This window comes from Oleiphilus sp. HI0117 (assembly GCF_001635235.1).
On the sequence record NZ_LWGA01001173.1, the window covers coordinates 1 to 534 of the forward strand.

The window sequence follows — 534 nt, forward strand, 5'->3', positions numbered from 1 at the left end:
CCCTTACTCACTGCATTAGTGAAAAATCCATCGTGTTGCCCCACAGCATTAGATTCAGACGCAAAATCTCCACGCTAAGCTAAACTTGTATAGCTCACTTAAAAACCTACTCAAGAACTCTTTTATGACCGCTACACACACTAAGCCACTCGTTCGCTCTAGGCTATCCAAATTCAATTCACCTCTTCTTGGTGCTTTTTTTTATCCTCGTCCTACTAATTGTAGGTAAAGCTAGCGCACAAACAGAACCCAGGTTATCCGAGTCATTTAGCGAAGCATCTTCTATGATCAAAGAAGCCAAGCTAAGTCAGCAAAAGATTAACAAAACAATCGCATCAACTGAGGCCTTACTTCGCGAATATCAAAGCTTATCGAGAGCCCTGGAACAAACAAATATAAACTTATCACATCAACAACAGATACATTCTCGCCAACAAACAACGTTGATTGACTATGAAGGCCAGCTATCGCAAGTATCGCAAACAGAGAACAGTTTGATACCAATGCTCCTGGAAATGATTGACTGGATTGATA

General features: G+C 40.8%; 1 protein-coding gene. It reads left to right on the forward strand.

Annotated elements, in window-relative coordinates; all coding sequences use genetic code 11:
* Positions 1–191: 191 nt before the first annotated feature.
* Positions 192–534: DUF3450 family protein (locus tag A3757_RS20725; protein ID WP_197470175.1), on the forward strand; the 343-nt coding region annotated here is incomplete at its 3' end.